This is a genomic window from Mycobacterium sp. 4D054 (assembly GCF_052245755.1).
Classification (GTDB): Bacteria; Actinomycetota; Actinomycetes; order Mycobacteriales; family Mycobacteriaceae; genus Mycobacterium.
The window spans coordinates 44081-61610 of sequence record NZ_JBQQCF010000002.1 but is presented as its reverse complement, the minus strand read 5'-3'; the positions used below and the strand labels follow the sequence as shown (position 1 = coordinate 61610).

Annotated in this window: 15 protein-coding genes and 1 pseudogene; 5 read left to right on the top strand and 11 right to left on the bottom strand. The window is 68.6% G+C overall.

All coding sequences use genetic code 11. The annotated features are described in order from the left end of the window. Positions 1-81: 81 nt before the first annotated feature. Positions 82-1293 carry an MFS transporter gene (locus ACTWP6_RS01780; protein WP_443186678.1) on the top strand — a complete coding sequence of 404 codons (1212 nt, stop codon included), beginning with the start codon at positions 82-84 and terminating at the stop codon, positions 1291-1293. Here the strand turns inward: ACTWP6_RS01780 and ACTWP6_RS01775 are convergent. The 3 genes and pseudogenes from ACTWP6_RS01775 to serA form a co-directional block, all read right to left on the bottom strand. Continuing rightward, positions 1282-1840: pseudogene (locus ACTWP6_RS01775) on the bottom strand (hypothetical protein). The gene ACTWP6_RS01780 and the pseudogene ACTWP6_RS01775 overlap by 12 nt on opposite strands. A gap of 38 nt (positions 1841-1878) precedes the next feature. Next, the gene (locus ACTWP6_RS01770) at positions 1879-2889 is read right to left on the bottom strand and encodes a 3-isopropylmalate dehydrogenase (protein WP_260758031.1); all 1011 of its coding nucleotides are present in this window, start codon (positions 2887-2889) and stop codon (positions 1879-1881) included. Positions 2890-2897: 8 nt separating this feature from the next. Then, positions 2898-4511 (bottom strand): phosphoglycerate dehydrogenase, encoded by a 1614-nt coding sequence (gene serA / locus ACTWP6_RS01765; protein WP_260751394.1) that lies wholly within the window; start codon positions 4509-4511, stop codon positions 2898-2900. A gap of 32 nt (positions 4512-4543) precedes the next feature. On the opposite strand from serA, the gene ACTWP6_RS01760 reads away from it, so the two are divergent. Both ACTWP6_RS01760 and wrbA read left to right on the top strand, forming a co-directional pair. After that, complete coding sequence (locus tag ACTWP6_RS01760; RefSeq protein ID WP_260751393.1) at positions 4544-5983, top strand: phytoene desaturase family protein; 1440 nt, start codon at positions 4544-4546, stop codon at positions 5981-5983. Positions 5984-6049: 66 nt separating this feature from the next. Then, positions 6050-6646 carry an NAD(P)H:quinone oxidoreductase gene (wrbA, locus tag ACTWP6_RS01755; RefSeq protein ID WP_260751392.1) on the top strand — a complete coding sequence of 199 codons (597 nt, stop codon included), beginning with the start codon at positions 6050-6052 and terminating at the stop codon, positions 6644-6646. On the opposite strand, the gene ACTWP6_RS01750 is transcribed toward wrbA, so the two are convergent. The 4 genes from ACTWP6_RS01750 to ACTWP6_RS01735 form a co-directional block, all read right to left on the bottom strand. After that, positions 6643-7269 (bottom strand): DUF3159 domain-containing protein, encoded by a 627-nt coding sequence (locus tag ACTWP6_RS01750; RefSeq protein ID WP_443186677.1) that lies wholly within the window; start codon positions 7267-7269, stop codon positions 6643-6645. The two genes, wrbA and ACTWP6_RS01750, sit on opposite strands and share 4 nt — an antisense overlap. 109 nt (positions 7270-7378) lie before the next feature. After that, positions 7379-8380, bottom strand: a complete 1002-nt coding sequence (gene ilvC, locus ACTWP6_RS01745) for a ketol-acid reductoisomerase (RefSeq protein ID WP_443186770.1) — start codon at positions 8378-8380, stop codon at positions 7379-7381. Between the two features lie 51 nt (positions 8381-8431). After that, positions 8432-8932 carry an acetolactate synthase small subunit gene (gene ilvN, locus ACTWP6_RS01740; protein ID WP_396884309.1) on the bottom strand — a complete coding sequence of 167 codons (501 nt, stop codon included), beginning with the start codon at positions 8930-8932 and terminating at the stop codon, positions 8432-8434. Positions 8933-8963: 31 nt separating this feature from the next. Further along, positions 8964-10841 carry an acetolactate synthase large subunit gene (locus ACTWP6_RS01735; protein ID WP_396884307.1) on the bottom strand — a complete coding sequence of 626 codons (1878 nt, stop codon included), beginning with the start codon at positions 10839-10841 and terminating at the stop codon, positions 8964-8966. 267 nt (positions 10842-11108) lie between these two features. Between ACTWP6_RS01735 and ACTWP6_RS01730 the strand changes: the two genes are divergently transcribed. After that, positions 11109-11504, top strand: a complete 396-nt coding sequence (locus ACTWP6_RS01730) for a PH domain-containing protein (RefSeq protein WP_443186676.1) — start codon at positions 11109-11111, stop codon at positions 11502-11504. A 7-nt stretch (positions 11505-11511) separates the two neighbouring features. Here ACTWP6_RS01730 and ACTWP6_RS01725 read toward each other — a convergent pair whose 3' ends face one another. Continuing rightward, the gene (locus tag ACTWP6_RS01725) at positions 11512-12342 is read right to left on the bottom strand and encodes a DoxX family protein (RefSeq protein WP_443186675.1); all 831 of its coding nucleotides are present in this window, start codon (positions 12340-12342) and stop codon (positions 11512-11514) included. Between the two features lie 136 nt (positions 12343-12478). Between ACTWP6_RS01725 and ACTWP6_RS01720 the strand changes: the two genes are divergently transcribed. Beyond that, positions 12479-13600, top strand: coding sequence for a PQQ-dependent sugar dehydrogenase (locus tag ACTWP6_RS01720; protein WP_443186674.1), 1122 nt, complete (start codon positions 12479-12481; stop codon positions 13598-13600). Here the strand turns inward: ACTWP6_RS01720 and ACTWP6_RS01715 are convergent. From ACTWP6_RS01715 to ACTWP6_RS01705, 3 genes are read right to left on the bottom strand one after another with little or no spacing between them, the layout of a single operon-like run. Then, positions 13597-14949, bottom strand: coding sequence for a sensor histidine kinase (locus ACTWP6_RS01715; RefSeq protein WP_260751386.1), 1353 nt, complete (start codon positions 14947-14949; stop codon positions 13597-13599). The genes ACTWP6_RS01720 and ACTWP6_RS01715 overlap by 4 nt on opposite strands. Next, positions 14950-16461, bottom strand: coding sequence for an Asp-tRNA(Asn)/Glu-tRNA(Gln) amidotransferase subunit GatB (gatB, locus tag ACTWP6_RS01710; protein ID WP_443186673.1), 1512 nt, complete (start codon positions 16459-16461; stop codon positions 14950-14952). A 20-nt stretch (positions 16462-16481) separates the two neighbouring features. Continuing rightward, positions 16482-17513 (bottom strand): ATP-dependent 6-phosphofructokinase, encoded by a 1032-nt coding sequence (locus ACTWP6_RS01705; RefSeq protein WP_260751381.1) that lies wholly within the window; start codon positions 17511-17513, stop codon positions 16482-16484. Between the last annotated feature and the right edge of the window lie 17 nt (positions 17514-17530).

The window sequence follows — 17530 nt, the reverse complement described above, 5'->3', positions numbered from 1 at the left end:
CGGCACGCCACCCACGCCAGAAAGTCTCATATTTTGGGAACCCCATTCAGGATTGTGAGACACCTGTGCGACCATGGCGCCATGGGAACCACGTCGGTCAGCGCGTTGAGGCGCTGGTCGATGCTGGCTGTCGGGCTGTCGGCGACGCTGTGCGCCAACGTGTTCATCAACGGTGTCGCGTTCCTGATACCGACGCTGCACGACGAACGCGGCCTCGATCTGGCGGCGGCCGGGCTGATGTCGTCACTGCCCAGCCTGGGGATGGTCACGACGCTGATCGCGTGGGGCTACGTCGTCGATCGCGTCGGCGAACGGGTCGTGCTGACGCTCGGGTCGGCCCTGACCTCCGCGGCGGCGTTCGCGGCGGCCTCGGCGGACTCCCTTCTGACCACAGGTGTTTTCCTGTTCCTGGGTGGTATGGCCGCCGCGAGCAGCAATACCGCCAGTGGACGGCTCGTGGTCGGCTGGTTCGACGCCGAACAGCGTGGCCTGGTGATGGGCATCCGGCAGACCGCTCAGCCCCTCGGCGTGGGCGTCGGCGCGCTGGTGATCCCGCGACTGGCCGAGGCCGAGGGAGTCTCGGCAGCGCTACTCTTCCCGGCCGTGGTGTGCGCGGCGGCAGCGGTGCTCTGCGCGGTCGCGGTGATCGACCCACCGCGGCCCCCGCGCGCCGAGGCCGGCGACAGTGTCCTGAGCAACCCGTACCGCGGCTCACCGATGCTGTGGCGCATCCACCTCACGTCCGTGCTGCTCGTCGTCCCCCAGGTCGTGGTGTGGACGTTCACGCTGGTGTGGCTGATCGCCCGGCACGGCTGGTCGGCCGAATCCGCGGGCTTGCTGGTGATGCTGGCCCAGATCCTCGGGGCCGCAGGGCGAATCGGTGCGGGCCGGTGGTCGGACATGTTCGTCAGGCGCACCGGCGACCTGATCGCTTCACGGCTGCGTCCGATCCGCATCATCGCCGCCGCCGCGGCGGCCGCGATGGCCCTCTTGGCAGTGACCGACTGGCTGGGTTCGCCAGTGAGCATCGCGCTGATGATCGTCGCCTCGGTGATCACCGTGTCGGACAACGGTTTGGCGTTCACTCTCATCGCCGAGTACGCGGGTCCGTTCTGGAGCGGACGCGCACTGGGCACCCAGAACACCAGCCAACTGTTCGCCCAGGGCATCGCTCCGCCGCTGTTCGGCGGATTGATCGCGGTCGCCGGCTACCCGGTGGCGTTCGCGGTGTGCGCCCTGTTCCCGTTGTTGGCGATTCCGGCGGTGCCGCTGACGGTCGAGTCAGACCGCTGACCGACTGTGGCGGGGCAGCGCGATCAACGCCGCGGCCAGGAAGCACAGCGCCCCGAGGAAGGTGCCGAAGTTGGCCAGCCATTCGTCTGCGGTGACGCCGTCCTTGCGGATGAACGCGGCGGCCGCCGACACCCCGAACGCGACGCAGCCGGTGAGGTTGACCGCGTTGGTGATCCAGTCGCGCGACCCGAACCTCACCGCCCCGACGGCGGCGACCGCCGCCATCGCCATCGCGCCGCTGATCAGGAAGAACAATGAGCCGGTCACGTCGGGCACCCAGACGTAGCGACGTTCGGCGAGCACCGCGTGGGCCCATACCGCGGCGCCGGCGCTCAGGTTGAACCACAACGTCCCGGCGAACTGTGCTGCGGCTGCCGACCATTCGAGACGCTCGGCGCGGTCGGCGAGGACCAGTTGCATCCACGCCGCGGTGGTGAAGAACTCAGGAGCCGACAAAGCACAGCAGATCCGCCGGCGCGGCCCCCACCCATCCCGGGAAGCGGGGCGCGGTGGCGAGCGCGAAGAGCGACGAGCCGATGGCGAACAACCAGCACTGCCGCGTCAGCGACGCGCACGCCGCGATGGCTACAGCTTTCCGAGGATCCGGTCGCCGACCTCGGTGGTCGACAGCTTCTCGTCTCCCCGGGTGGCCAGGTGTTCGGCGACCGCCCGGTCGACCCGCGTCGCGGCATCGATCTCGGCCATGTGGGCCAGCAGCAGCGACACCGACATGATGGCCGCCGTCGGATCGGCGATCCCCTGCCCCGCGATATCGGGCGCGCTGCCGTGCACCGGCTCGAACATCGACGGATTGGTCAGCGTGGCATCGATGTTGCCGCTGGCGGCCAGCCCGATACCACCGCAGACCGCGGCGGCGAGGTCGGTGATGATGTCGCCGAACAGGTTGTCGGTGACGATCACGTCGAAGCGGCCGGGATCGGTGACCATGTGGATGGTCGCGGCGTCGACGTGCTGATAGGCGACCTCGACCTCCGGGAACTCGGCGGCGACCGCCTGCACCGTGCGCCACCACAGTGAGCCGGCGTTGGTCAGCACGTTGTTCTTGTGCACCAGGGTCAGGTGCTTACGCCGTTGGTAGGCGCGCTTGAACGCGTCCTGAACCACCCGGCGCACCCCGTAGGCGGTGTTCACGCTGACCTCGGTGGCGATTTCGTGCGGCGTGCCCACCCGGATCGCGCCGCCGTTGCCCGTGTAGGGCCCTTCGGTGCCCTCACGCACGACGACGAAATCGATCTCCGGGTCGCCGGCGAGCGGACTCTGCACACCGGGGTAGAGCCGGCCGGGCCGCAGATTGATGTGGTGGTCGAGTTCGAACCGGATGCGCAGCAGCAGACCGCGCTCCAGCAGTCCGCTGGGCACCGAGGGATCCCCGATCGCGCCCAGCAGGATCGCGTCGTGACCCTTCAGCTCCTCGAGCACGGAGTCCGGCAGCACCTCACCGGTCTTGTGGTACTGCCGTGCGCCGAGGTCGTATTCGGTCTTCTCCACTCCGGGCAGCACGGCGTCAAGCACCTTGAGCGCCTCGCCGATCACCTCCGGTCCGATGCCGTCACCGGCGATCACGGCCAGTTTGATCGTTGCACTCATGTCAGGTCCACCACTTCCAGCGTCACGGCGTCCACGTCGCGGCCGATGGCAGCGAGGACGTCCTCGGGCACTTCACGGTCGAGTCGCAGCATGATCGTCGCACCGCTGCCGTCGGCGTCCTGGCTCAGCTGCGCGGCCAGAATGTTCACCGCGGCGCCGCCGAGCAGGGTGCCGATCTTGCCCAGCGCGCCGGGCTGATCGTCGTAGTTGATGATCAGGTTGACGCCCTCGGCACGCAGATCGAAATTGCGACCGTTGATCTGGACGATCTTCTCCACCAGCTGGGGGCCCGACAACGTGCCCGAGACGTTGACCGTGGAACCGTCGGCGGCCACCCCGCGGACGTCGACGACGCTGCGGTGGTTGGGGCTCTCGGACTCGGTGTCGATCGAGGCCTCGACGCCGCGCTCGGCGGCCAGTGCCGGGGCGTTGACGAACGTGACACGCGACGCGGAGCCGGAGCCGTCGTCGAGGTCCTCGATGACCGCGGAGAACAGGCCGCGCAACGCCGAAAGCCGGAGCACCCCGACGTCCTCGGAGGCCAGCTCGCCGCGCACCTGCACGCACAGGTTGGTGGGCAGCTCCGTCGACAGGGCCCCGACGAGCAACCCGAGCTTGCGGACCAGGTCCAGCCACGGGGCGACCTCCTCGCCGACGGCGCCGCCGCCGACGTTGACCGCATCCGGGACGAACTCACCGGCCAGGGCCAGCTTCACGCTGACCGCCACATCGGTGCCGGCGCGATCCTGCGCCTCGGCGGTCGACGCGCCCAGATGCGGCGTGACGACGACCTGCGGCAGATCGAACAGCGGGCTGTCGGTGCACGGTTCGGTGGCGAACACGTCCAGTCCGGCACCGCGGACGTGGCCGCTGGCGATCGCCTCGGCCAGGGCAGCCTCGTCGATCAACCCGCCGCGGGCCGCGTTGACGATGATCACACCCGGCTTGGTGCCGGCCAGCGCCTCCTTGCCGATCAGGCCGGCCGTCTCCTTGGTCTTGGGCAGGTGCACGGAGATGAAATCGGCGCGGCTGAGCAACTCGTCGAGCGGCAGCAGCTCGATGCCGAGTTGCGCGGCGCGCGCGTGGGACACATACGGGTCATAGGCGGTGATGTGCGCACCGAATGCGGCGAGCCGCTGGGCTACCAGCTGCCCGATGCGGCCCAGACCGACCACGCCCACGGTCTTGCCGAAGATCTCGGTTCCCGAGAATGCCGAGCGTTTCCACGTGCGCTGGCGCAACGTCGCATCGGCGGCGGGGATCTGGCGAGCGGTCGACAGCAGCAGGGCCACGGCATGCTCGGCGGCGCTGTGGATGTTGGACGTCGGCGCGTTGACGACCAGCACACCGCGGGCGGTCGCGGCGTCGACGTCGACGTTGTCCAGGCCCACGCCCGCGCGGGCGACGATCTTGAGTTTCGGGGCCGCGGCGAGGACCTCGGCGTCGACGGTCGTGGCCGAGCGCACCAGCAGCGCGTCGGCGTCGGCCACCGCGGCCAGCAGCTTCTCCCGGTCCGGTCCGTCGACCCAGCGGACCTCGACCTGGTCGCCCAGGGCCTCCACGGTCGATTGGGCCAGCTTGTCGGCGATCAGTACCACAGGAAGACTCACGAGGCCTCAGCCTAATGGGCTCTAATGGCCAGGTGGAATTGACCGTCGTCGGGAGTGGACCCAACGGACTGGCCGCGGCCGTGATCTGCGCGCGAGCAGGGCTGTCGGTGCGGGTGATCGAAGCGCAGGCCACACCCGGTGGGGGCGCACGGACGCTGCCCGATCCGGAGTTCGGCGGTGTGACGCACGACATCTGCTCGGCGGTGCACCCGCTGGCGCTGGCGTCACCGTTCTTCTCCGAGTTCGACCTGCGTGCCCGCGGGGTGACACTGGCGGTGCCGGAGGTGTCCTATGGCAATCCGCTGCTCGGCCGCCCGGCGGCCATCGGCTACCGCGACATCGAACGCACCTGCGCCGAGCTCGACCACGGGGCGTCCTGGCGGCGGCTGCTCGGGCCGTTGGTCGCCGACTGCGACGGCGTGGTCGGATTGCTGCTGGGCGACAAGCGGTCGATCCCGCCGAGTCTGCCCGCCGCCGTGCGGGTCGCTCCCCGGCTGTTGGCCCAGGGCACCCCGGCCTGGGGCACGCTGGTCGGCGAGGATGCCCGCGCTTTGTTCACCGGCGTTGCGGCACATACGATTTCGAGGATGCCATCGCTCGTATCGGCCGGCGCCGGGCTGATGTTGGCGACCCTGGGCCATGCGGTCGGATGGCCGATCCCGGTAGGGGGCTCGCAGGCGGTCCCGGACGCGCTGATCGCGGATCTGCGCGCCCACGGCGGGGAACTGATCCTCGGCGAGACGGTGACGAGTCCGCCTGCGGGCGTGGTGCTCTACGACACCGCGCCGACGGCCCTACTAGACATCTACGGCGACCGGTTGCCCGAGCGCTACGCGAAAACGTTGCGGCGCTACCGATATGGGCCCGGTGTGGCGAAGGTCGACTTCGTACTCTCCGGCGAGATCCCTTGGCGGGACGCACGTCTGGCCGATACGCCGACACTGCACCTGGGTGGTGATCGCGCCACGATGGCCTTGGCGGAGAAGGAAATCGCCGCGGGTAGGCATCCTCAGTGGCCGATGGTGCTGGCCTCGCTGCCTCATCTGGCTGATCCGGGTCGCATCGACGCGCAGGGCCGCCGGCCCCTGTGGACCTATGCCCATGTGCCTGCCGGCTCGACGGTCGACATGGCCGAGGCCGTCACCGAGGTGTTCGAGAGGTTCGCCCCCGGCTTCCGGGACGTGGTGGTCGGCGTGCGCAGCATCCCGGCGGCGCGGTTGTCCGACCACAATGCCAACCTGGTGGGCGGGGACATCGGCGTCGGCGCCAACAACATGGTCAGCGCCCTGACCGGACCCGCGCTGCGGTGGAACCCGTGGACGACGCCGGTACCGAAGGCGTATCTGTGTTCGTCGGCCACCCCGCCCGGCGGCGGCGTGCACGGAATGGCCGGTTTCTACGCCGCCCGCACCGTGTTGCGGCGGGAGTTCGGCATCAAGACTCTGCCGTCGCTGGCCCCGCGGCCCCAGTGATGTCGGCGCGTTCATACACTCCTTTCACGACGACGGGCACGCCGATATCGCGCGTAGGGTGGCGCCATGACGAAACTGGCGGTCATCTACTACTCGGCGACGGGCCACGGCACTGCCATGGCCCACCGTGTCGCGACCGCGGCCGAGGCGGCCGGCGCCGAGGTACGGGTGCGGCACGTCGCCGAGACCCGCGACCCCGAGACATTCGCCAACAACCCCGCGTGGATGGCGAATTATCAAGCGACGAAGGACCTTCCGGCCGCGACCGGCGACGACATCGTGTGGGCGGACGCGGTGATCTTCGGCTCCCCCACCCGCTTCGGCAACATGGCCTCGCAATTCCGGACGTTCATCGACTCCCTCGGTGGGCTGTGGGCGCAGGGCAAGCTCGCCGACAAGGTGTACGCCGGATTCACGTCGTCCCAAACCGCCCACGGCGGCCAGGAGACCACGCTGATCACCCTGTACATCACGCTGATGCACTTCGGCGGCATCATCGTGCCGCCCGGATACACCGACGCGATCAAGTTCGCCGACGGCAACCCGTACGGCGTCGGCCACATCACCGGCCCCGAGAACCGCAACGAGCTCGACGACACGACGCTGGCCGCGCTCGATCACCTGGCCCGGCGGGTCGTCGGCGTCGCCGACCGGCTGCATTAGGCGGGCTCGCCGCCCTTGGGCAGCGCGCGCATCGCCGTGCGGATGGCCAGGAAGATCAACGTCGACGTCACCAGGAACACCGGCCACCCCATGGCGATCCTCGCCACGGCGAGCATGCCGTCCTGGTCGGTGTCGTAAAGATAGAACTGCACCCCGAACCGCGTCGCCGACACCGACGCCATCATCAGCGTCACCAGGTCGAAGGCCGTGCGGACACGGCGGGTTCGCCGCCAGGTGCCGTCGCGCCCGGTCATCCACGCCCACACGACCCCGATCAACGGCCGGCGGACGATGACCGAGCCGGTGAACAGGACCGCCATCAACAGATACAGCCAGATGCCGGGAAGGTAGAAGTCCTTGGCCTGCCCGGTGACCAACGCGAAACCCGCGCCCACTGCGACTCCGGCGAAACCGAACAGCGCGGGCCGGGTGGACTCGCGGTGCACCAGCTGCCAGGCCAGCACGCACGCCCCGGCGACCACCGCCGCGATCAGTGCGGGTGTCAACCCGGCAACCGCGTTGAGCGCGGCGAACGTCGTGACCGGCAGCGCGGTGTATACAAGTCCGCGGATGCCGCCGGCACGCGCCAGCAGCGCCGAGGCCGGAGTCGGGGTGCCCGTCATGATCACCGAGAGTACCGACCCCCGCGCGGGTCCCCCGGAACAGCAATCCCGGTCGTGATCAGCGACTGATCACGACCGGGATTACTATTCCGCGACGGGAACGGACCGGCTAGGCGGTCTCGGTGATGGGGCGGTCGACCCAGCTCATGAGGTCGCGCAGCTTCTTGCCGGTGACCTCGATCGGATGCTCGGCGTTCTGCTTGCGCAGACCCTCGAGCTCCTTGTTCCCACCCTCGACGTTGGCGACCAGACGCTTGACGAACGTGCCGTCCTGGATGTCCTTGAGGATGTCCTGCATGCGCTTCTTGGTGTCGGCGTCGATCACGCGCGGGCCGGACAGGTAGCCGCCGAACTCCGCGGTGTCGGACACCGAGTAGTTCATCCGCGCGATGCCGCCCTCGTACATCAGGTCGACGATCAGCTTGAGCTCGTGCAGCACCTCGAAGTAGGCCATCTCGGGGGCGTAGCCCGCCTCGACCATGACCTCGAACCCGGTCTTGACCAGTTCCTCGGTGCCACCGCACAGCACGGCCTGCTCACCGAACAGGTCGGTCTCGGTCTCCTCCTTGAAGGTGGTCTTGATGACACCGGCGCGGGCACCGCCGATGGCCGCGGCGTACGACAGCGCCAGCGCCTGGCCCTCACCCTTGGGATCCTGGTCGATCGCGATCAAGCAGGGCACACCCTTGCCGTCGACGAACTGGCGGCGCACCAGGTGACCCGGGCCCTTGGGGGCGACCATGCCGATGGTGACGTTGGCCGGCGGCTTGATCAGACCGAAGTGGATGTTGAGGCCGTGGCCGAAGAACAGCGCGTTGCCGTCCTCCAGGTTGGGCTCGATGTCGCCTGCGAAGATCTCGGCCTGCGCGGTGTCGGGCGCCAGCAGCATGATCACGTCGGCCCACTTGGCGACCGCGGCCGGCGTGTCGACCTCCAGGCCCTGCTCGGTGACCTTCTCGCGGGACTTCGAGCCCTCCTTGAGGCCGACCTTCACCTCGACGCCGGAGTCGCGCAGGCTCAGCGAGTGCGCGTGCCCCTGGCTGCCGTAGCCGATGACGGCGACCTTGCGACCCTGGATGATCGACAGGTCCGCGTCGGCGTCATAGAACATCTCAACTGCCATCTTCGTGAATCTTCTTTCTTTTGTTTACTTTTCAGGTATTTACTTGGTGCTGATGCCGCGCGGGCCGCGGGACAGCGACACCACACCGGACTGGACGATCTCCCGGATCCCATAAGGCTCGAGCACCCTCAGCAGCGCCTCGATCTTGCCAGGTGTCCCGGTGGCCTCGACGGTCAGTGACTCGTTGGAGACGTCGACGACCTTGGCGCGGAACAGGTTGACGGCCTCGATGACCTGACCGCGGGTGGCGGCGTCGGTGCGGACCTTGATCAGCGCGAGCTCGCGGGAGACCGAGTGCTCCTCGTCCTGCTCGACGATCTTGATCACGTTGACGAGCTTGTTGAGCTGCTTGGTGATCTGCTCCAGCGGCGATTCCTCGACGTCGACCACGATGGTCATCCGGGAGAGGTTCTTGTGTTCGGTGCCCCCGACGGCGAGCGACTGGATGTTGTAGCCGCGCCTTGAGAACAGCGAGGCCACGCGGGCCAACACGCCGGGCTTGTCCTCGACCAGCACCGACAGCGTGTGGGTGATGCTCATCAGTGCGCTCCGTTCTTCGCGCAAGCGCTCATCACGCGTGCCCCTCTTCGTTGTCGAACAGCGGCCGGATACCGCGGGCCGCCTGGATCTCGTCGTTGCTGGTGCCTGCGGCCACCATCGGCCACACCTGGGCGTCGGCGCCGACGACGAACTCGATCACCACCGGGCGGTCGTTGATCGCGCGAGCCTGGGCGATCACGTCGGCGACGTCCTCTTCACGCTCGCAACGCAACCCGACACAGCCCAGCGCCTCGGACAGCTTGACGAAATCCGGGATGCGGCGGGTGTGGGTGGCCAGATCGGTTTGGCTGTAGCGCTCCTCGTAGAACAGCGTCTGCCACTGGCGCACCATGCCGAGGTTGCCGTTGTTGATCAGCGCGACCTTGATCGGCACCCCTTCGATGGCGCACGTCGCCAGCTCCTGGTTGGTCATCTGGAAGCAGCCGTCGCCGTCGATCGCCCACACCTCGGCCTCGGGCCGGCCCATCTTGGCGCCCATGGCCGCCGGCACCGCGAAACCCATGGTGCCCAGACCACCGGAGTTGATCCACGTCTTGGGGTTCTCGTAGGAGATGAACTGCGCGGCCCACATCTGGTGCTGGCCCACCCCGGCCACATAGACGGCGTCGGCTCCGGCCATCTTGCCCAGCGTCTCGATGACGAACTCCGGCGACAGGCTGCCGTCACTCTGCGGGCCGTAGCTCAGCGGGTAGGTCGACTGGATTCCGCGCAGGTACTCCGACCAGTTGTCCAGTCGCGCCGAATCGGCCGCGCCATCCCTGCGCAGGGCATCGATCAGATCAGTGATGACGGCCTTGACGTCACCCACGATCGGCACGTCGGCGTGGCGGTTCTTGCCGATCTCGGCGGGATCGATGTCGGCGTGGATCACCTTCGCCTCGGGGGCGAACGAATCCAGTTTGCCGGTCACCCGGTCGTCGAAACGGGTGCCCAGCGCGATCAGCAGATCGCTGCGCTGCAGGGCGGCCACCGCGGCGACCGTGCCGTGCATGCCGGGCATACCCATGTTCTGCGGATGGCTGTCCGGGAACGCGCCGCGGGCCATCAGCGTGGTCACGACGGGGATGCCGGTCAGCTCGGCCAGCTCGAGCAGCTGCTCGCTGGCCTCACCGCGGATCACGCCGCCGCCGACGTAGAGCACCGGCTTGCGCGCCTCGGCGATCAGTTTGGCCGCTTCGCGGATCTGCCGGTTGTGTGGTTTCGTATTCGGCTTGTAGCCGGGCAGCTCGAACTGCGGCGGCCAGGCGAACGTGCATTCCCCCTGCAGGATGTCCTTGGGGATGTCGACCAGCACAGGCCCGGGCCGTCCGCTGGAGGCGATGTGAAACGCCTCGGCGATGACCCGCGCGATGTCGTCGCCGTCGCGCACCAGGAAGTTGTGCTTGGTGATCGGCATCGTGATGCCGGAGATGTCGGCTTCCTGGAACGCGTCGGTGCCGATCAACCCGCGTCCGACCTGCCCGGTGATCGCCACCATCGGGATCGAGTCCATGTAGGCGTCGGCCAGCGGGGTGACCAGGTTGGTGGCCCCGGGCCCGGAGGTCGCCATGCACACGCCGACCCGCCCGGTGGCGTGCGCGTAACCGCTGGCGGCGTGCCCACCGCCCTGCTCATGACGCACCAGCACGTGCCGGAGCTTCTGCGAGTCGAACAGCGGGTCATAGACCGGCAGCACCGCACCGCCGGGGATGCCGAAGATGACATCGACACCGAGTTCCTCGAGCGCACGGATCACCGCCTGCGCTCCGGTCAGCTGTTGCGGGGCAACGTTGTTCGGTCGGCCAATGGCTTGCGACGGGGATGACGCGGAGTCGTGCTTCGCGTCATCCGCTGTCCCGTTCGTCGGGGTCGCCGACTGCTCGGGCGGTCGCTTGGTAGGTGCGCTCACGGTGTCCTCTTGGTCCTTGTCGGTCGACTGATCTTCTCAAATCGATGCTGGGGCAACAAAAAACCCCCGTCAGCCCGGCGGCTGTACGAGGGTTGCGCGTCGATGCGGTTTTGCTATGCCCCGAGCAGGGCCAGCGCGGCATCAACGCGCAACCCAATTACTACGAGCCCGGGGGTCTGCATAGCAGACGACGGTAGCCGCCGAACTGGCAAAAGGTCAAATCAGCTCGGCGCGGGAAGCCGACCGAGACGGTGAGATGATGGCGGCATGCGTACTCCCCCGGCTTCGGAGAAGGCTCCCGTCGTCATCAGGATCTCACCGATGGCTCATGTCGCGATCGGCTTTCTGACGGTGGCCATGCTCGCCGTCGTCTTCGCCGGGCCGGCCTGGTTCATCCTGTTCTTCCTGATTCCGCTGACCTTGTCGATCGTCGTGATGCGCTACCGCACGGTCGCCGACCCGGACACCGTCACCGCGCGCACCATGCTGCACAGCCGGACGGTGCGCTGGGATGACATCGACGGGCTGCGATTCGGGCGCACCGCGTGGGCGGTGGCACACAAGCGCGACGGGACCGAGCTGTCCTTGCCGGCCGTGACGTTCTCGACGCTGCCGTTGCTGACCGCCGCCAGCGGCGGACGGGTGCCCAACCCGTACGAGTGAGGGTGGATCAGCCCAGCGGGTTGGTCCCGTTGAGCAGCACCCAGATCGCAATGCCGGCGCCCACACCCAGCAGCAGCGCGGCGAAGGATCCGATGAAGGGACGGCGGGCCCAGCCTCGGCCCGCGTCCAGGCCGTAGCGGCCGGGGCCCACGAGGATAATGGCCGCCACGGCGCAGACCAGCACGATCTTGTACTCGTGGCCGTCGGTGAGGAAGGCCGAGAGTCTGGCTTCCTGATGGGCGATCGTGGCCTCGGCCAGCACCGAGGTGATCAGGTAACCGAGGGCCCCGGCCGCGGCGATCGGGGTGAAGAGACCGATGACCAGCAGCACGCCGGCGGCGATCTGGCCGCCGGCGGCGACATAGGTCAGGATGTCGGCATGCCGGAACCCGACGTCGCCGAGTGAGTCACGGAAACCGTCCAGTCCGGGGCCACCCCACCAACCGAACACCTTCTGCAGGCCATGGCCGATGAGCAGCACGCCGACCGCGACGCGCAGCAGCAACAGCCCGAGGTCCTGGGTGCCCCTGCGATCGTCGCGCCGGTCGGCGTCGACCACACCGACCTCGGTGGGTGCTGCCGTCGCACCGTAGGCCCCGGGCGCCAGCCCGGCGCCGGGCTGCACGTAGGGCAGCGGTTCAGGGTCGTTGAGCAGCGCGAATGGCTGCTGATTGGCCGGTTTGGCCGAGTCGTAGCGCGGAATGGCGGTGGTCTCGAAGTCGCCGCCGTAGTTCGTCGTGGGGAGGTCGTCTTCCGGGTCCACCAGGCTCGCCGACGCAGGCCGCCCAGCCGAATCGTCGGGCCGCTGCCAGAGGCCTGGGTCATGGGGGCTCGTCACGTCAGCCAGGGTAAGTGCTGTCCGGCTCACAACCGGGGATTGGCGCGGCGCGTTGAACACGTGTTTCTTTCAGCCGTCCCAGGTCGCGGCGGGAGCGCGTGGCGGGCTCCGTCCGGGGATCCGTAACCTGGCCTGCATGAGCGAGCGTCGGTCGTTGGGGCCTGTTGTCGTGCTGCTGAGCGCGGCGCTGCTTGCCGGGGCCGGCTGTGCCCGGTTCGACTCCGCGCAGTCCCAGCCGTTCACGACCGAACCGCAGCTTGCCCCGGGTCCGACGTCGACGCCGCCGCCTCCTCCTCCCCTGCCGGCCAAGCCGTTTCCCAAGGAGTGCCCGGCGCCCGGCGTCATGCAGGGCTGTCTGGAGAGCACCAGCGGTCTGATCATGCTGCCCGACAGCCAGTCCGCGCTGGTCGCCGAACGCACCACCGGCGCGGTCAAGCAGGTGTCGGTGCGGGCCGAGCCCATCACCAAGATGGTCATCCCGGTCGACCCCAGCGGTGACGGCGGCCTGATGGACATCGTGATGTCGCCGACCTTCATCCAGGACCGGCTGATGTACGCCTACGTCAGCACACCGACCGACAACCGTGTCGTGCGCATCGTCGAGGGTGACCCGCCTAAGCCGATCCTGACCGGCATCCCGAAAGGGGCCACCGGCAACACCGGCTCGGTGATCTTCACCAGCCCGACCACCCTGATGGTGCAGACCGGGGACGCCGGAAACCCGGCGCTGGCCGCCGATCCCGGCTCGCTGGCAGGCAAGCTGCTGCGCATCGAGCAGCCGACCACCGTCGATCAGGCCCCCACCACCACCGCGCTGTCAGGGTTGGGTCCCGGCGGCGGGGTGTGCGTGGACCCGGCCGACGAGTCGCTCTACGTCACCGACCGGACGCCGACCGCCGACCGGCTGCAGCGCATCACCAAAGACTCCAAGGTGTCCACGGTGTGGACGTGGCCGGACCGACCCGGTGTCGCGGGCTGCGCCGCGCTCGACGGCACCGTGCTGGTCAATCTGGTCAACACCAAGCAGACCGTCGCGGTGCGTATGGCCCCGGAAACCGGTGCGGTGACCGGGGATCCGGAGGTGGTCCGTCAGGACCAGCACGGGCACGCCTGGGCACTGGAGGTCTCTCCCGACGGCAACGTGTGGGGCGCCACCGTCAACAAGACCTCCGGCGACGCGATGAAACTCGACGACGTGGTGTTCCCGTTGTTCCCGCAGGGTGGCGGGTTCCCGCGCACCAACGCCGACAACACCTAGCCCGGCAGACGCAGCATCAGCCTGGTGCCGCCCTGCGGGCTGACCTCCAACGAGGCTGTGCCACCGTGGATCTCAGCCTGCTGAGCGACCAGCGCCAGTCCGAGTCCTGAACCCGAGCGGGACGCGGTGGTCCCCCGGTGGAAGCGCTCGAACACCGCGGCGCGCTCCTCTTCGGGCACCCCGGAGCCGTTGTCGTCGACGGCGATCTCCACCCCGGACTGCGAGCTGACCACACTCAGCCGGATCTGGGTGGCACCACCGTGCTTGACGGCGTTGGCGATGGCGTTGTCGATGACGAGCCGCAGCCCCGCGGGCATGCCGAGCATCAACACCGACGTCGACGACGCCAGCGACACGTCCAGGCCGGGATAATTGCGCATCGCGTCGTGGGCGGCGCGGTCGAGCAACTCGGCGACGTCGACCGGGACGAAGTCGTCCACCGTGGTCAGCTGTCCCTGCGCCAGCCGCTCCAACGCCGACAGCGTGGCCTCGATCCGCGACTGGGTGCGGATCACATCGCCGATGACCTCGTCGCGCTGCTCGGCACCGAGGTCGAGCGTGGTGAGCACCTCGAGGTTGGTCCGCATCGCCGTCAGTGGGGTCCGCAGCTCGTGGGAGGCCACCGACGCGAAGTCGCGCGCCGTCTCCAGCGCGGCCCGGGTGCGCTGCTGCTCGTCGCCTATCCGGGCCAGCATGCCCTCGACCGCCTCGGAGATCTCGACCGCCTCCCACACGCCGCGCACCTGCACCTCGTCGGGCGCGGACTGCGCGTTGATGGCGCGGGCCTGCTGGGCCAGCAGCCGGAACGGGTTGACCATGATCAGCCCGATGACCCAGCCGATCACCAGCGTGCTGAGGATCACCCCGAAACAGATCCAGAACACCCGCCAGTGCAGGGAATCGATGCGGGCCTGGGTGTCGGCCAGCGGCGCACCGAGCGCGATCGACGCACTCGGCGTGGTGATGGTGCGCACCCGGTACTCGACTCCGTCGATCGTCGCGTCGGCGTACCCGCTCGGCAGTTCGGGGAGCACGATGTCGGCCGGGATCGACACGGTGGTTCCGCCGGTGCGAGCGGTGCGCACCAGTCCGCCCTCGGTCGGTTCCGGGCCGACGCCGTCCTGCGCGCTGCGCAGCAGCGTGGTGACGTCGCCCAGGCTGGACAGTGAGTCCAACCGCCGGTCGAGCTGGTCGTACTGGTCGTTGGTGACGCCGACCCAGACCCATACACCCAGCGTCAGCACCAGGATGATCACCCCTAGCTGGGCGAGGATGACGATCGACCGCAGCGACAGCAGCCGCAGCGGGTGCTGCAGGACGCGAAAGACCAGGTCCTGGATGCGGGTCATCTAGTTGCAGGCGGCCATGACGAGTTCACGCACCCGTGCGGCGTCGGCCTGGCCCTTCGTGGCCTTCATCACCGCGCCGACGATCGCGCCCGCGGCCTGCACCTTGCCGCCGCGGATCTTGTCGGCGATGTCGGGATTGGCGGCCAGCGCCTCGTCGACCGCGGCTTGGATCAACGAGTCGTCGCGCACCACGACCAGTCCGCGGTCGGCCATCACCTGCTCCGGCTCGCCCTCCCCGGCCAGCACGCCCTCGACGACCTGGCGGGCGAGCTTGTTGGACAGCTTGCCGTCGTCGACGAGCTTGACCACCGCAGCCACCTGCGCCGGGGTGATCGGCAACGCGTCGAGTTCGACGTCGAGTTCGTTGGCCTTCTGCACCAGAAAGTTGCCCCACCACGCGCGCGCGGCGTCGCTGGACACACCGTGCTCGACCGTCGCGGCGATCAGGTCGAGCGCGCCGATGTTGACGAGGTCGCGCATCACCTCGTCGGAGATGCCCCAGTCCTGCTGAATCCGCTTGCGCGCCAACCACGGCAGCTCGGGAAGCGTGCCGCGCAACCGTTCCACCCAATCGGCGCTGGGCGCCACCGGCTCGAGGTCCGGCTCGGGGAAGTAGCGGTAGTCCTGCGCCGTCTCCTTGCTGCGCCCGGGCGAGGTGTGTCCATCCTCGTGGAAGTGCCGGGTCTCCTGGACGACGGTGCCGTCGCTGTCCAGAACCGCGGCCTGTCTGCGCATCTCGTAGCGGACCGCGATCTCGACGCTCTTGAGGGAGTTGACATTCTTGGTCTCGGTGCGGGTGCCGAACTCGGCCTGCCCGATCGGTTTGAGGGACACATTGGAGTCGCAGCGCATCGAGCCCTGATCCATCCGGACATCGGAGACGTCCAACGCGCGCAACAGGTCCCGCAACGCGGTGACATACGCCCGGGCGATCTCGGGGGCACGCTCGCCGGCGCCTTCGACGGGTTTGGTGACGATCTCGATCAGCGGCACGCCGGAGCGGTTGTAGTCGGCCAGCGAGGTCGTCGCCCCCGCGATACGTCCGGTGTCGCTGCCGAGGTGGGTCAGCTTGCCGGTGTCTTCCTCCATGTGGGCGCGCTCGATCTCGACGCGCCAGGTGCTGCCGTCGTCGAGCGGGACGTCGAGATACCCGTTGAACGCGATCGGCTCGTCGTACTGCGAGATCTGGTAGTTCTTCGGCTGGTCCGGATAGAAGTAGTTCTTCCGCGCGAACCGGCACCACGACGCGATCTCGCAGTTGAGTGCCAGACCGATCCGGATCGCGGACTCCACCGCGGCCCCGTTGAGCACGGGCAGGGAACCGGGCAGGCCCAGGCAGACCGGGCACACCAGGGTGTTGGGTTCGGCGCCGAACCGGTTGGCGCACCCGCAGAACATCTTGGTCGCGGTCGAGAGCTCGACGTGGACCTCCAGGCCGAGCACGGGTTCGTACTTGGCGATGACCTCGTCGTAATCGAGCAGCGGTGCGTTGGCCGAGGTCACGGAAGTCATGCCCCCGATCCTAGTGGCCGTCAACCGAAGAACTCGGCGGCGTCGTCGTAGCGGCTCTGCGGGACCAACTTGAGCTGGCGCACCGCGTCGGCCAGCGGCACCCGCCCGATCTCCTGGCCGCGCAGGGACACCATCATGCCGTACTCGCCGGCGTGCGCGGCGTCGGCGGCGTTGACCCCGAACCGGGTGGCCAGCACGCGGTCGTAGGCGGTCGGCGTACCGCCGCGCTGCACGTGCCCGAGCACCGTCACGCGGACCTCTTTGCTGATCCGTTTCTCCACCTCGATCGCCAGTTGCTGCGCGACGCCGGTGAACTTCTCGTGGCCGAACTCGTCGATGCCGCCCTGGCGCAGCTGCATCGACCCCTCGGCCGGCTTGGCGCCCTCGGCGACCACGCAGATGAAATGCGAATCACCTCGCACGAAGCGCTGCTTGACCAGCCGGCACACCTCTTCGACGTCGAACGGCTGCTCGGGGATCAGCGTCATGTGCGCCCCTGAGGCCAGGCCGGCGTTGAGCGCGATCCAGCCGGCATGCCGCCCCATCACCTCGACCAGCATCACCCGCTGGTGGGATTCGGCGGTGCTGTGCAGCCGGTCGATGGCCTCGGTGGCGACAGTCAGCGCGGTGTCGTGGCCGAACGTGACGTCGGTGCAGTCGATGTCGTTGTCGATGGTCTTGGGCACCCCGACGACGGGAACGTTCTCCTCGGACAGCCAGTGCGCCGCGGTCAGCGTGCCCTCTCCCCCGATCGGGATCAGCACGTCGATGCCGTTGTCCTCCAGCGTCTGCTTGATCTGGTCCAGACCGGCGCGCAGCTTGTCGGGATTCACCCGCGCGGTGCCGAGAATGGTGCCGCCCTTGGCGAGCAGCCGGTCGTTGCGATCGTCGTTGCGCAGCTGGATGCGCCGGTCCTCCAGCAGACCGCGCCAGCCGTCCTGGAAGCCGACCACTGACGATCCGTACCGCACGTCGCACGTGCGCACGACCGCCCTGATCACGGCGTTCAGCCCGGGACAGTCACCTCCGCCGGTCAGCACTCCGATACGCATGGCTCCATCTAACCCGC